At 68.4% G+C, this 12,894-nt stretch carries 11 protein-coding genes; 9 read left to right on the top strand and 2 right to left on the bottom strand.

The features are described from left to right. The first annotated feature begins 5 nt into the window (after nucleotides 1-5). From G3N62_RS06510 to G3N62_RS06490, 5 genes are all read left to right on the top strand, one after another. Nucleotides 6-1,301 carry a citrate synthase family protein gene (locus tag G3N62_RS06510; protein WP_049035759.1) on the top strand — a complete coding sequence of 432 codons (1,296 nt, stop codon included), beginning with the start codon at nucleotides 6-8 and terminating at the stop codon, nucleotides 1,299-1,301. Nucleotides 1,302-1,464: 163 nt separating this feature from the next. Continuing rightward, complete coding sequence (locus G3N62_RS06505) at nucleotides 1,465-2,418, top strand: LysR family transcriptional regulator (protein WP_034191896.1); 954 nt, start codon at nucleotides 1,465-1,467, stop codon at nucleotides 2,416-2,418. 63 nt (nucleotides 2,419-2,481) lie between these two features. Next, a complete protein-coding gene (gene tcuA, locus G3N62_RS06500) occupies nucleotides 2,482-3,891 on the top strand; it encodes an FAD-dependent tricarballylate dehydrogenase TcuA (RefSeq protein WP_124670039.1) in 1,410 nt (469 codons plus the stop codon). Next, the gene (gene tcuB / locus G3N62_RS06495) at nucleotides 3,878-5,092 is read left to right on the top strand and encodes a tricarballylate utilization 4Fe-4S protein TcuB (RefSeq protein ID WP_124608756.1); all 1,215 of its coding nucleotides are present in this window, start codon (nucleotides 3,878-3,880) and stop codon (nucleotides 5,090-5,092) included. The genes tcuA and tcuB overlap by 14 nt, the downstream gene beginning before the upstream one ends. 58 nt (nucleotides 5,093-5,150) lie before the next feature. Next, on the top strand, nucleotides 5,151-6,470 hold the full coding sequence (locus tag G3N62_RS06490) for an MFS transporter (RefSeq protein WP_124670040.1): 1,320 nt from the start codon (nucleotides 5,151-5,153) through the stop codon (nucleotides 6,468-6,470). 173 nt (nucleotides 6,471-6,643) lie between these two features. On the opposite strand, the gene G3N62_RS06485 is transcribed toward G3N62_RS06490, so the two are convergent. After that, nucleotides 6,644-7,333: a TetR/AcrR family transcriptional regulator gene (locus G3N62_RS06485; protein ID WP_059562429.1), complete on the bottom strand. Its 690-nt coding sequence runs from the start codon at nucleotides 7,331-7,333 to the stop codon at nucleotides 6,644-6,646. A 53-nt stretch (nucleotides 7,334-7,386) separates the two neighbouring features. On the opposite strand from G3N62_RS06485, the gene shc reads away from it, so the two are divergent. Next, the gene (gene shc, locus G3N62_RS06480) at nucleotides 7,387-9,426 is read left to right on the top strand and encodes a squalene--hopene cyclase (protein WP_059562426.1); all 2,040 of its coding nucleotides are present in this window, start codon (nucleotides 7,387-7,389) and stop codon (nucleotides 9,424-9,426) included. A gap of 49 nt (nucleotides 9,427-9,475) precedes the next feature. Here shc and G3N62_RS06475 read toward each other — a convergent pair whose 3' ends face one another. Then, nucleotides 9,476-10,390: a LysR substrate-binding domain-containing protein gene (locus tag G3N62_RS06475; protein WP_124670041.1), complete on the bottom strand. Its 915-nt coding sequence runs from the start codon at nucleotides 10,388-10,390 to the stop codon at nucleotides 9,476-9,478. Between the two features lie 149 nt (nucleotides 10,391-10,539). Between G3N62_RS06475 and G3N62_RS06470 the strand changes: the two genes are divergently transcribed. From G3N62_RS06470 to G3N62_RS06460, 3 genes are all read left to right on the top strand, one after another. Then, nucleotides 10,540-11,664, top strand: coding sequence for an FAD-dependent oxidoreductase (locus tag G3N62_RS06470; protein WP_124670042.1), 1,125 nt, complete (start codon nucleotides 10,540-10,542; stop codon nucleotides 11,662-11,664). Next, the gene (locus tag G3N62_RS06465) at nucleotides 11,657-11,956 is read left to right on the top strand and encodes a (2Fe-2S)-binding protein (protein WP_034191904.1); all 300 of its coding nucleotides are present in this window, start codon (nucleotides 11,657-11,659) and stop codon (nucleotides 11,954-11,956) included. Before G3N62_RS06470 ends, G3N62_RS06465 begins: the two co-directional genes overlap by 8 nt. Further along, nucleotides 11,953-12,894 (top strand): FAD-dependent oxidoreductase (locus G3N62_RS06460; protein WP_206141213.1); only part of this gene is annotated, 942 nt, incomplete at its 3' end. The genes G3N62_RS06465 and G3N62_RS06460, both read left to right, overlap by 4 nt.

Genomic DNA, 12,894 nt, shown 5'->3' with positions numbered 1-12,894 from the left:
ATGCCATGTCGCCCTACCTGAATTCGATCGAAGCGGCCGCAAAGCTGGGCGTCTCGCGGCAGACGCTTTACGCCTACGTCAGCCGCGGCCTGCTGCGCGCGGAGCCCTCGGGCAATCCGCGCGAAAGCCGCTACTTCGCGGCGGACGTCGACCGGCTCGCGGCCGAACGTGCGCGCGGCCGCAAACCGAAGGAAGTCGCGAAAGCCGCGCTGAACTGGGGGGCGCCCGTGCTCGAATCGAGCATCACGTTGATCGAGGGCGGCCAGCTTTTCTATCGCGGCGCGAACGCGCTCGATCTCGCCGGCCACGCGAGTCTCGAGGAAGTCGCCGCGCTGCTCTGGCAATGCGACCAGCGCACCGCGTTCGGTCCTCGCGTTCCCCGCGCACCCGCGGTGTTGCGCACCCTCTTCAAGCACTACGGCGATCAACGCGCGGAGCAAGCGCTCCTGCCGCTGTTCGCCGTCGCCACCGACGACGCACCGACGGCGGTGTGGCAGCAAGCGGCCGACAGCCGGGCGCAGGGTTGCGGCGATCTGGTACGGATCCTCGCCGCGTGCCTGTTGCGCACCGGGTTCGATGCGGCGCCCGTTCACGTGCAATGCGCGCGCGCATGGGGCGTGGGGCCGGCGGGCGCGGAACTCATCCGGATCGCGCTCGTCCTGTGCGCGGATCACGAACTCAACGCATCGAGTTTCACGGGCCGATGCGTGGCATCGACGAATGCGAGCCTGCGAGCGGTCGTGATCGGCGGCCTCGCCGCTCTGTCCGGCGGGCGGCACGGCGCCACCACCGCGCGGGTCGAGGCGATGTGGGATGAAATCGGCAACCGGGACGTCGCGCGCACGATGCGCGAGCGCCTGCACCGCGGTGACGACCTGCCGGGGTTCGGACATTCGCTGTATCCGGGTGGCGACGTGCGGGCGGCGGCCCTGTTGTCGCGCATGCTGCCGCGCCATCCGCAATGGAAAACGATGATCGAGGCGGGCAGTTCGCTGGTTGGCCAGAAGCCTTCGGTGGATTTCGCGCTCGTCGCGCTACGCCGGCATTTGCGGCTGCCTGTCGGCGCCGCGTTCGGCCTGTTCGCGCTGGGCCGTTCGATCGGCTGGATCGCGCACGGGCTCGAACAGCGCGAACATCCCGACCTGATCAGGCCTCGCGCGGTTTATACGGGAGTGCGGTCAAGCGAAACGCATGCCGGCTCGGGTCCGCTTCGATCGCGCGGGCGGCCGGAAAAGCGCACCGTGTCGCGGCAAGGGGCGCCGGAAAACGACATCCTTGCCACGTTTTTCAGCGCGCGATAGCGGAGCGTGTGACGCGGGCGTGGCGCGCCATGACATGCGCAAGCCCGCACTCTTCGCGGGAGCGGTCGCCGGCGCCGGACCATGACCATCCGACCTCGAAGCGGAGGATGGTCCGACGACCTTCTGTCAAAATATCCGCCTAATCCTTCTGACCAATCGCGGAATGGAACTCAGACAACTGCGCTATTTTCTCAGCGTCGTGGAACACGGAAGCATGGGCAAGGCAGCGCTGGAGCTCGGCGTGGTGACCTCGGCATTGAGTCAGCAGATCAGCCGCCTCGAAGGCGAGCTGTCCACGCGTCTGCTGCAACGCACCTCGGCGGGCGTCGTCCCGACCGACGCAGGTTTGGCGTTCTGGCGTCAGGCGCAACTCGCGCTGCGTCACATCGACGATGCCGCGCTAGCTGCACGCTCAGCCCGTCTGTCGGGCCACGTCAGCGTCGGCATGGCGCCGAGCACGGCGAGCGTGATGGGTGTCGCGTTCATGCAGGCCATGCGCGCGCGCTATCCCGATGTCCGGTTGCACATGGTCGAAAGTCTCTCCGGCTATCTGGCGTCCATGTTGAGCGCGCGTCAGATCGACCTCGCGGTGCTGTTCCGCGAGGAGTCCGCGCAACGCTGGAGCGTGCTGCCGCTGCTGGACGAGCGGCTGTTCCTGATCGGCGCGGGCGATCTCGATGGCATGCCGACGAGCGCATCCGTCCGGCTCAAGCATCTCGGCAGGCTTCCGCTGATTCTCCCCAGCGGCACGCACGGGCTGCGTTCGCTGCTGCTGTCCGCATTCAGGCGCGCCGAGTACGAGCCGAACATCGTCGCCGAAGTCGACGGCCTCGCGCTCCTGATGGACTTCGTCCGCGCCGGCATCGGCGCGACGATACAGCCGGGCGCGGCGCTCGCAAGGCCCGAGAACGTGATACTCACGAGCGTGCCCGTCGCCGAGAAATACGCCACGCGGCCCAACATGCTCGCCAGCATCTCCGATGACGAACTGTCTCCCGCCGGTCTCGCCGCGCGCGTGGTGCTCGCCGATGTCGCCCGTCAACTGGTGCGGGAAGGCCGTTGGCCCGGCGCACGGCTGCGGGAACCTCAGCCTTCACGAAAAGTGAACACCCGTTGACGGCTGGCTGGTAGCGGCGCGTGCACGAGGCCTTTACGATTTGCCCAAAAGGAGGCAAGTCTGATGGTCGATGTGCTCGTAATCGGAGGAGGCAATGCCGCGCTGTGTGCCGCATTGATGGCGCGCGAAGCGGGCGCCTCGGTCCTGCTTCTCGAATCCGCGCCGCGCGCATGGCGCGGCGGCAACTCGCAACACACGCGCAATCTGCGCTGCATGCACGATGCCCCCCAGGACGTTCTCGTCGATGCCTATCCGGAAGAGGAATTCTGGCAGGACCTGTTGAAAGTCACGGGCGGCATCACGAACGAGCATCTCGCGCGGCTGACGATCCGCGCGTCGTCGTCGTGCCGGCCGTGGATGCGGAAGCACGGCGTACGGTTCCAGCCGCCGCTGTCCGGTGCGCTGCACGTGGCCCGCACCAATGCGTTCTTCATGGGTGGCGGCAAGGCGCTCGTCAACGCGTATTACCGCAGCGCCGAAGCGCTCGGCGTCGATATCCGCTATGAAACGCCCGTCGATTCGCTCGAACTCGACGGCAGCCGCTTCATCGCGGCGCGCAGCGGCAGCCAGCGCTTCGAGGCACGCGCCTGCGTGCTGGCGGCCGGCGGTTTCGAATCCAATCGCGAATGGCTGCGCGAAGCGTGGGGGCAAAACGCGCGCGGCGAATGGCCCGCCGACAACTTCCTGATTCGCGGCACGCGCTTCAACCAGGGCGTGCTCATCAAGCATATGGCCGACGCCGGTGCCGACATGATCGGCGACCCGTCGCAGTCGCATTGCGTCGCGATCGATGCACGCGCTCCGCTATATGATGGCGGCATCTGTACGCGCATCGACTGCGTGTCGCTGGGCGTCGTGGTGAATCGCGACGCCCAGCGCTTCTACGACGAAGGCGAGGATTTCTGGCCGAAGCGCTATGCAATCTGGGGACGGCTCGTTGCGCATCAGCCGGGGCAGATCGGCTATTCGATCATCGATTCGAAAGCCATCGGCCGCTTCATGCCGCCGGTGTTTCCGGGCGAAAAGGCCGACACGCTGCCGGAACTCGCGCGCAAGCTCGGGCTGCCGGAAGCACGCTTCACGGAAACGCTCACGCGCTATAACGATGCGTGCCGCGACGGCACCTTCGATCACACCGCACTCGACGACTGCCACACCGAAGGGCTCGCGCCGCCCAAGACGCATTGGGCGCGCCGCATCGAGACGCCGCCGTTCTACGGTTATGCGCTGCGGCCGGGCATCACGTTCACGTACCTCGGACTGAAGACCAACGACCACGCGCAGGTTCACTTCGGCGGCACCGCCAGCGAGAACCTGTTCGTGGCCGGCGAAATGATGGCTGGCAACGTGCTCGGCAAGGGCTATACAGCGGGCGTCGGCATGTCGATCGGCACGGCCTTCGGGCGCATTGCCGGGACGCAGGCCGCGCGCGCCGCACTCAAAACAACGGAGGCAACCCGTGCAGCAGTCTGACCCGCTCGCGCCCGAACACACGCGCACGGCCTTTTCGGTCGAGACGAAAAAAACGCCACGCGACAGCACGGCGCGCGTGATTCCCATTGTGCCGATGAGCGCCGGCGAAACCGAAGTCGCCCGGCAGATGCAGATCTGCAACGCCTGCCGCTACTGCGAGGGCTTCTGTGCCGTGTTCCCGGCCATGACGCGCCGCCTGGAATTCGGCAAGGCGGACGTCAACTATCTGGCGAATCTCTGCCACAACTGCGGTGCGTGCTATCACGCGTGCCAATATGCGCCGCCGCACGAGTTCGGCGTGAACGTGCCGAAAGCGATGGCCGAAGTCCGGCTCGAAACCTACACCGAATACGCGTTTCCCGCGTCGTTCGGCGCGCTGTACAAGCGCAACGGCCTGACCCTGTCGGTCGCGCTGGCGGCCGGACTCGCGCTGTTTCTGCTGCTCGGTACGGCATTGCACGGCGGCTTGCCCGGCGATGTCGCGCCCGCGAACTTCTACGCGATCTTCCCGCACAACCTGCTCGCGGCGATGTTCGGCATCGTTTTCCTGTTCGCCATGCTCGCGCTCGGTATCGGCGTCACGCGCTTCTGGCGCGACGTGTCGGCAGGAACGGCGAGCGCGAGCGCGCCGGCCGTCGCGGAAGCGGCCCGGAACGCGCTGACGCTCAAGTACCTGGACGGCGGCCACGGCGACGGCTGCAACGAGGAGAACGATACGTTCACGCTGGCGCGGCGCCGGTTCCATCACCTGACGTTCTACGGCTTCATGCTGTGCTTCGCGGCGACCGCCGTCGCGACGCTCTATCACTACGCCTTCGGGCTGGAAGCGCCGTATCCGTTTCTGAGCGTGCCGGTGCTGCTGGGAACCGCGGGCGGCATCGGACTGATCGCCGGACCGGCGGGACTGCTGTGGCTGAACCTGAAACGCGCTCCGGCGCGCGGCGACGCCCGTCAGCGTCCGATGGACCGCGGCTTCATCGCGCTCCTGCTTCTGACGAGCACGTCCGGTCTCGCGCTGCTCGCACTCCGCACGACCTCGGCGATGCCGTCGCTGCTCGCGATTCATCTCGGCATCGTGATGGCGCTGTTCGCCACGCTGCCTTACGGCAAGTTCGCGCACGGCATCTTCCGCTCGGCGGCGCTGCTCAAATCGTCGATCGAGAAGCGTCAACGCAGCACACTGAGCCTCGGTTCGGATTAGCCAGTCACCCGGGCGCCCGTTGGGCGCCCATCACTACAGACAAGAAGCAGGAGACGCAATGAACCGTACCGAACCGATCGCCGCGACACCCGGCGTTTCGCCCACGACAAGGGCCGCCGCCGTGTTGCGTGTGACGAGCGGCAATTTCATCGAACAGTTCGATTTCTTTCTGTTCGGCTTCTACGCGACGTCGATCTCGAAGATCTTCTTCCCGTCCACCAGCGAGTTCGCGTCGCTGATGCTCACCTTCGCGGTGTTCGGCGCGGGCTTTCTGATGCGTCCGCTCGGTGCGATCTTTCTCGGCGCGTACATCGACAAGGTCGGACGGCGCACCGGGCTGATCGTTACGCTGTCGATCATGGCGAGCGGCACCATTCTGATCGCCTGCGTGCCCGGGTACGCGACCATCGGCCTGCTCGCGCCGGCGCTCGTGCTGCTCGGGCGTCTGTTGCAGGGCTTTTCGGCAGGCGCCGAACTCGGCGGCGTATCCGTCTATCTCGCGGAAATGGCGACGCCCGGCAACAAAGGGTTCTACACGAGCTGGCAGTCGGCGAGCCAGCAGGTGGCCATCGTCGTGGCGGCGGCCATCGGTTACAGCCTGAACGCGTGGTTGTCCGCACAGCAGATCGCCGCATGGGGCTGGCGCGTGCCGTTCTTTATCGGTTGCGCGATCGTGCCGTTCCTGTTCGTGTTGCGCCGCTCGCTGCAGGAGACCGCGGCGTTCGAAGCGCGGCGGCATCATCCGCAGGCACGCGACATTTTCGCGATGCTGCTCGCCAACTGGCGCACCGTGATCGGCGGCATGCTGCTGACCGCCATGACCACCACCACCTTCTATCTCATCACGGTCTATACGCCGACCTTCGGCAAGTCGGTACTGAAGCTGTCCACCTCCGACAGCTTGATGGTGACGCTGCTCGTGGCTGCATCGAATTTCATCTGGCTTCCGATCGGCGGCACGATCTCCGACCGCATCGGCCGCAAGCCGGTGCTGCTCGCCATTTCCGTGCTGGCGATCCTCACGGCTTATCCGGCGTTGTCCTGGCTTGCCGATGCGCCGAGCTTTGCGCGCATGCTGATCGTGCTGCTGTGGTTCTCGTTCTTCTTCGGCATGTATAACGGCGCGATGGTCGCCGCGCTCACCGAAGTGATGCCGGTCGAAGTGCGCGTCGCGGGTTTCTCGCTGGCGTTCAGTCTCGCGACGGCGCTGTTCGGCGGCGCTACGCCGGCGGTATCGACGTATCTGATTCAGGTCCTGCACGACAAGGCCGCACCCGGCTACTGGCTGAGCTTCGCCGCGCTCTGCGGCTTGTGCGCGACGCTCGGGCTGTACCGTCGCCGCGCGGACGGCAACGCGTCGGCGGCATCGTCGGCCTGACAGCGATTGCATCGGCGCGTGCCGGTCACCCCGGCTTCGCGCCGGGCTTTCGTTTTTCCAGCGGCGGCAAGAACGGGCGACGCGCGCCCGCTTGCGCGGCAACGCAGGCCACGCCCGCTTGCCGTTGGAGCGGCATGTCCGGGCGCGGGCAAGCCGGTGTGATACAGGTTGCTTCAGCCGCCGTTGGGAAACACGCCCCTGCTCATCGCATCGAGCTGGCGCACGATCTCCGCGCGCAGTTCGGCCGATACCTCGACGCTGTCCAGCAATTCCGAAATCCACAGCCCGTCGGCCGCGAGCCGGCAGATCATCAGTGTCGCAGCCTGCTCGAGCGGCACCGGATCGGGCCGTGTCCATTCGCGCATCGGCACCGACCATCGTTCGCGCGTGTCCTGCTCGGTAATCATCGACGCGACCAGCACGCGCAGCACGTCGGTACTCGCGGCCGGATTGGCCGCATCGAGCACCGCATGCAGATAAGCGCGCGCCGCCGCGCCGTCGCCGCTCGGATCCGCCGCCATGCGCGCGTCCATCTGCGCGCCGAACCGCGCGGTCGCCTGGCCGAACAACGCATCGAGCAGCCCCTGCTTGTTCGCGAAGTGATATTGCAACGCGCCTTTCGTCACGCCGGCACGCTCGGCCACCGCATCGAGCGTCAACGCGGCCACGCCGTGATGTGTCGCGATTTCCGATGCGGCCGCCAGCAATTGCGCGCGCACCTGATCCGGCGCTTTTTTTCGCCGCACGCCGGCGGCGACGGCGGCGGGCGCTGACGATCCTTCAGACGCCCGCGCACCGGCCGTTCCAGCCGGTTCGACGGGCGCGGACACATCGTGCGGCGCGGGTTCGAGACGTTTTTTCATGGTGCGGATGGTAGCACCCGGGTGTCTCGATATAAACATTCCGGCTGGATGGTATGATCCGCCGCATGAACAAAACCGCCCCCTCTTCCTGGTCCGCGCTCGACACCGCGATCGCCCGTGGACGCGATGCGCTCGCGCGCCTTCAGCAGCCCGACGGCAGCTGGTGTTTCGAACTCGAATCCGACGCGACGATCACCGCGGAATACATCCTGATGATGCATTTCATGGACAAGATCGACGACGACCGCCAGGAGAGGATGGCGCGTTACCTGCGCGCGAACCAGCGGCTCGACACGCATGGCGCCTGGGCACTGTACGTCGACGGCGCGCCGGACGTGTCGTGCAGCGTGAAGGCGTATTTCGCGCTGAAGGCGGCCGGCGACAGCGAACACGCACCGCACATGATCCGTGCGCGCGAGGCAATCCTGACGCTCGGCGGCGCGGCGCGCGCGAACGTGTTCACGCGCATCCTGCTCGCGACGTTCGGCCAGGTGCCGTGGCGCGCGGCGCCGTTCATGCCGATCGAATTCGTGCTGTTCCCGAAGTGGGTGCCGATCTCGATGTACAAGGTCGCATACTGGGCGCGCACGACGATGGTGCCGCTGCTCGTGCTGTGCTCGCTGAAGGCCCGCGCGCGCAATCCGCGCAACATCTCGATCCGCGAGCTGTTCGTCACGCCGCCGGACGAGGAGCGCCGGTACTTCCCGCCCGCGAGCGGCATGCGCAAGGTATTCCTCGCGCTCGACCGCACGGTCCGCCATGTCGAGCCGCTGATGCCGAAGCGCCTGCGGCAGCGCGCGATCCGGCACGCGGAAGCCTGGTGCGCGGAACGGATGAACGGCGAGGACGGGCTCGGCGGCATCTTCCCGCCGATCGTGTACAGCTACCAGATGATGCAGGTGCTCGGCTACCCGGACGACCATCCGCTGCGGCGCGATTGCGAACACGCGCTGGAAAAGCTGCTGGTCACGCGGCCGGACGGCAGCATGTATTGCCAGCCGTGCCTGTCGCCGGTGTGGGACACCGCGTGGAGCACGATGGCGCTCGAACAGGCACGCGGCGTCGCCGTGCCGGACGCCGGCGAGACGGCGTCGGGCGCGCTGCGCGAACTCGACGCACGCATCGCACGCGCGTACGACTGGCTGGCCGAGCGTCAGGTCGACGACCTGCGCGGCGACTGGATCGAGAACGCGCCGGCCGATGTCGAACCGGGCGGCTGGGCATTCCAGTACGCGAACCCGTACTACCCCGACATCGACGACACGGCGGTCGTCACCGCGATGCTCGATCGCCGCGGCCGCACGCACCGCAACGCGGACGGCACGAACCCGCACGCGCCGCGCGTCGCACGCGCGCTCGACTGGATGCGCGGGCTGCAATCGCGCAACGGCGGCTTCGCGGCATTCGACGCCGACTGCGACCGCATGTACCTGAACGCGATCCCGTTCGCCGATCACGGCGCGCTGCTCGATCCGCCGACCGAGGACGTGTCGGGCCGCGTGCTGCTGTGCTTCGGCGTGACGAACCGCCCGGAAGAACGCGCGTCGCGCGCGCGCTGCATCGACTACGTGAAGCGCACGCAGCAACCCGACGGCAGCTGGTGGGGCCGCTGGGGCACGAACTACATCTACGGCACGTGGAGCGTGCTGGCCGGCCTCGCGCTCGCCGGCGAGGACAAGTCGCAGCCGTATATCGCACGCGCGATCGACTGGCTGCGCGCCCGGCAGCATGCGGACGGCGGCTGGGGCGAGACCAACGACAGCTATCTCGACCCGAAGCTGGGCGGCACGAACGGCGGCGAAAGCACGTCGAACTTCACCGCGTGGGCGCTGCTCGCGCAGATGGCGTTCGGCGACCACGAATCCGATTCGGTGAAACGCGGCATCGCGTACCTACTGTCGGTGCAACAGGACGACGGCTTCTGGTGGCACCGCTCGCACAATGCGCCGGGTTTCCCGCGCATCTTCTACCTGAAGTATCACGGCTATACCGCGTACTTCCCGCTGTGGGCCCTCGCGCGTTACCGGCGGCTGGCGGGCGCCGCCGCCCCGGCTCGCGCCGCGGCGGAAGCCACCGACACGGCAATCGCTTGAACGATCACGCGCCGCGGTGCCCCGGGGTACCCGGCGCGGTCGTGACGGATCATCCTCCGCCCCGCTCCCGCATCCTGACGAACGCGTCGCGCAGATCCGCGCAGAACGCGTCGCCGACCATCGACAGCGGCTGCGACGCAGACGTCACCAGATAGAAGTGATCGGGCACGGCCGGCTCGAACGGCTTGACCGCCACGCGCCGGCCCGCGTACGCGGCCGTCACCGGATCGATCAGCGCGACGCCCGCGCCGTTCGCGACGAACGCGACGATCGTCTGCGACAGTTGCGCCTCGATCGACAGCACGCGCGGCACGCCGGCCTCGACGAACACGCGGTCGATCGCGCTGCGCGCCTCGAAGCTCGGCGGAAACGAGATGAACGATTCGTCGCGCAGGTCGGCCGGCTGCACGATGCGCTTGCGCGCGAGCCGGTGCCCGCGCGGCACGATGCAGCACATCGCGCTTTCCGCGAGCCGCTCGCCGCGCACGGCCGGATGCGGGACGGGTTCGGCGATCAGCCCGACATCGCACTGCCCTGACGCAACCTTGTCGACGACCGTGGATGCGCTGTGCGCGAGCAGCGTGACGTCGACGCCCGGATGCGCGTGCGAGAAACGCGTGACGAGCGCCGGCAGCAGGTCGAGCGCGACGGCCGGCGAGCCCGCCACGCGCAGCGTGCCGCGCCGCATCGCGCGGATCTGTTCGGCGGCCTGCGCGACGCGATCGAGCCCGACGAACGCGCGCTCGACCTCCTCGTACAGCACGCGCGCCTGCGCGGTCGGCGTGAACCGCCCCTGCTGCCGCTCGAACAACACGAAGCCGATCCGGTCCTCGAGATCGGCGATCAGCCGGCTCACGGCCGGCTGCGAGATATGGAGATCGCGTGCGGCGCGCGTGACGGTATGGCGCTGCATCACCGCACGGAACGCTTCGATCTGACGGATTCTCAGCGATGGCGTGGTCATAACACTGGATTATGGAGCATTGATCAAGCTGTATTGGACAGTGCATTTTGCCTGCCCGAACATCGGTTCCACAACGTATTGAACGCAGGGAGCCGCGCCGTCATGGGATATAACACGGAACCGTCTTGCCCACGACACCGGAGCCGCGCATGACCGTGCGCCGCTTCGACGTCGTGGTGGCCGGCGGCGGCCTCGTCGGCATGGCCATCGCGTGGGGCGTCGCGCGTCTCGGCAAGCGCGTCGCGGTCTGCGACGGCGACGACATCGCGTTTCGCGCGTCGCGCGGCAATTTCGGGCTCGTGTGGGTACAGGGCAAAGGCGGCCGTTGCCTGCCGTATGCGCGCTGGTCGCGCGAATCGTCCGAGCGCTGGCACGCGTTCGCCGCGCAGTTGCAGCGCGCAACGGGCGTGAACTGCGGTTTCGAACGCCCTGGCGGCATCGAGCTGTTCGAGCATCGCGCCGAGCTCGACAGCGCAACGACTCTGCTCGAATCGCTGCACCGGCAGGAAGCGGCGCTGTCGTACGAAGTGCTCGATCCGGCGGCGCTGCGCCGGCGCATCCCATCGGCATCGCGAGCGCTGGCCGGCGCGCTGTGGTCGCCGAACGACGGCCACGCGAATCCGCTCTACACGCTGCGCGCGATGCTGCAGGCATTCCAGCAGTGCGGCGGCGTCTATCTGCCGCGCAGCGAAGTCACCGAGATCCGCCCGCGCGCCGGGCGTTTCGAGATCGACACGCGCGACGCGCGGCTCGACGCCGGGCGCGTGGTGCTCGCGGCCGGCCTCGACAATGCACGGCTCGCGCCGATGGTCGACCTGCTCGCGCCGATCGCGCCGTTGCGCGGCCAGATCATGGTCACTGAGCGCCTCGCCCCGTTTCTCGACTACCCGACGCTCGTCGTCCGTCAAACGCCGGAAGGCACGGTGCTGCTCGGTGACTCGGCCGAAGACGTCGGCTTCGACGACGGCCAGACGCGCCCCGCGATGGTCGACATCGCACGCCGCGCGCGCACCGCGTTCCCGGCGCTCGTGCATGCGCGCATCGTGCGCGCGTGGGGCGCGCTGCGCATCATGACGCCCGACGGGCTGCCCGTCTACGAGGCGTCGGCCACGCATCCCGGCGCGTTCATCGCGATCTGCCACAGCGGCGTGACGCTCGCGGCGGCCCACGCCGATCTCGTCGCGCCGTGGATCGCGGGCGGCGCCGCGCCGGCCGACCTGTCCGCCTTTACCACCGCGCGCTTCGCCGCGCCCACGGAAGTCCGGCATGTTTGAATCCCTCATTCCCGCCGCCGCGACGGTCGAACGCGTGCGCATCCATATCGACGGCACGCCGCACGAGGTGCCTGCGCACTACAGCGTCGCGGCCGCGCTGCTCGCCACCGGTCCGGCCGCGTGCCGCGCGAGCGCCGTGAGCGGCGCGCCGCGCGGCCCGTTCTGCATGATGGGCGTGTGCTTCGACTGTCTCGTCGAAGTCGATGGCGTACCCAACGTGCAAGGCTGCATGACACCCGTTTCCGACGGCATGCAGGTGCGCGCGATGCACGGCAAGGCGAGGCTCGCATGACGCGCCGCCAGTGCGACCTGCTGATCGTCGGCGCCGGGCCGGCCGGGATGGCGGCGGCTGCCGCCGCGCGCTCGGCCGGACTGTCGGTCGTCGTCGCGGACGAAGGCCGCGCGCCCGGCGGCCAGATCTACCGCAACGTGGCCGATGCGCCGGCGCCGCTCGCGCAATGGCTCGGCACCGACTACACGGCCGGCCGGCCGCTCGTCGACGACCTGCTCGCGAGCGGCGCGCACTACCTGCCGCGCAGCGTCGTCTGGCAGGTCGCGTTCGAACCTGAACCCGTCGCGATGCTCACGCAAGGCGGCCCGTCCGGCGGCACGCTCGAAGTCGGCGCGCGCGCCGTGCTGATCGCGACCGGCGCGCAGGAGCGCCCGTGGCCGGTGCGCGGCTGGACGCTGCCCGGCGTGATGGGCGTCGGCGCCGCGCAGACGCTGCTGAAATCGTCGGGCCTCGCGCCGTCGGCCGACGCCGTGCTCGCGGGCAGCGGCCCGCTGCTGTGGCTGTTCGCCGCGCAATTGCTGAATGCGGGGCGGCGCGTGCGTGCGCTGATCGACACGACACCGCGCGACGCCTGGCGTCGTGCGCTCCCGCATGCGCTGCCGGCGCTGCGCGGCGCCGACTATCTGCTCAAGGGCTGGCGCATGCTGCGCGCGGTACGCCACGCCGGGATTCCCGTCTATCGCGGTGCGACCGATATCGGCATCGACGGCGACGAGCGCGCCGAACGCATTCGCTTTCGCGATGCTCGAGGCGTCGTGCACATGCTCGACACGTCGCTCGTGCTGCTGCATCAGGGCGTCGTTCCGTCGACGCAGCTCGCGCGCGCGCTCGGGTGCGCACACGAATGGGACGGACGGTCGGCATGCTGGCGGCCGCAATGCGACGCGCGCGGCCGCAGCAGCGTGCCGCACGTCTGGATCGCGGGCGACGGCGCGGGA

This window comes from Burkholderia sp. Tr-20355 (genome assembly GCF_017104685.1).
GTDB lineage: Bacteria > Pseudomonadota > Gammaproteobacteria > Burkholderiales > Burkholderiaceae > Burkholderia > Burkholderia seminalis.
This window is presented reverse-complemented; position numbering and strand designations above follow the sequence as displayed.

What these genes read in the sequence shown, in the direction of transcription:
- G3N62_RS06510 (WP_049035759.1), top strand. Translation starts at nt 6, where the DNA reads ATGTCGCCCTACCTGAATTCGATCGAAGCGGCCGCAAAGCTGGGCGTC.
- G3N62_RS06505 (WP_034191896.1), top strand. Translation starts at nt 1,465, where the DNA reads ATGGAACTCAGACAACTGCGCTATTTTCTCAGCGTCGTGGAACACGGA.
- tcuA (WP_124670039.1), top strand. Translation starts at nt 2,482, where the DNA reads ATGGTCGATGTGCTCGTAATCGGAGGAGGCAATGCCGCGCTGTGTGCC.
- G3N62_RS06490 (WP_124670040.1), top strand. Translation starts at nt 5,151, where the DNA reads ATGAACCGTACCGAACCGATCGCCGCGACACCCGGCGTTTCGCCCACG.
- G3N62_RS06485 (WP_059562429.1), bottom strand. Translation starts at nt 7,333, where the DNA reads ATGAAAAAACGTCTCGAACCCGCGCCGCACGATGTGTCCGCGCCCGTC.
- shc (WP_059562426.1), top strand. Translation starts at nt 7,387, where the DNA reads ATGATCCGCCGCATGAACAAAACCGCCCCCTCTTCCTGGTCCGCGCTC.
- G3N62_RS06475 (WP_124670041.1), bottom strand. Translation starts at nt 10,390, where the DNA reads ATGACCACGCCATCGCTGAGAATCCGTCAGATCGAAGCGTTCCGTGCG.
- G3N62_RS06470 (WP_124670042.1), top strand. Translation starts at nt 10,540, where the DNA reads ATGACCGTGCGCCGCTTCGACGTCGTGGTGGCCGGCGGCGGCCTCGTC.
- G3N62_RS06465 (WP_034191904.1), top strand. Translation starts at nt 11,657, where the DNA reads ATGTTTGAATCCCTCATTCCCGCCGCCGCGACGGTCGAACGCGTGCGC.